The organism is Methylobacterium nigriterrae, assembly GCF_037106235.1.
Lineage (GTDB): Bacteria > Pseudomonadota > Alphaproteobacteria > Rhizobiales > Beijerinckiaceae > Methylobacterium > Methylobacterium nigriterrae.
In genome coordinates this window covers 1-271 of record NZ_JBAWTG010000867.1, presented here as the reverse complement: position 1 = coordinate 271, position 271 = coordinate 1, and the positions used below count along the sequence as shown (strand labels likewise).

Below are 271 nucleotides of genomic sequence, written 5' to 3'. Positions count from 1 at the left end.
GCGACATCGGCCTGGCATCGCTGCGCCACAACATCGGCGTCGTCTTCCAGGAGCCGATGCTGTTCGCCCGCTCGATACGCGAGAACCTGCAGGTCGGCCGCCCCGACGCCACCGACGCCGAGATGCTCGACGCGCTCGAGCGCGCCCAGGCCAGCGAATTCATGGCGTGCCAGCCCGATGGGCTCGACTCCGTTATCGGCGAGCGCGGCCGCTCGCTCTCGGGGGGCGAGCGCCAGCGCCTCTCGTTCGCCCGCGCGCTCCTCAAGAACCC

General features: G+C 71.2%; 1 protein-coding gene. It reads left to right on the top strand.

Features of this window, described 5'->3' with window-relative positions; genetic code table 11:
* The coding region (locus tag WDW90_RS39480) for an ATP-binding cassette domain-containing protein (protein WP_336493042.1) at window positions 1-271 on the top strand (271 nt) is incomplete at both ends.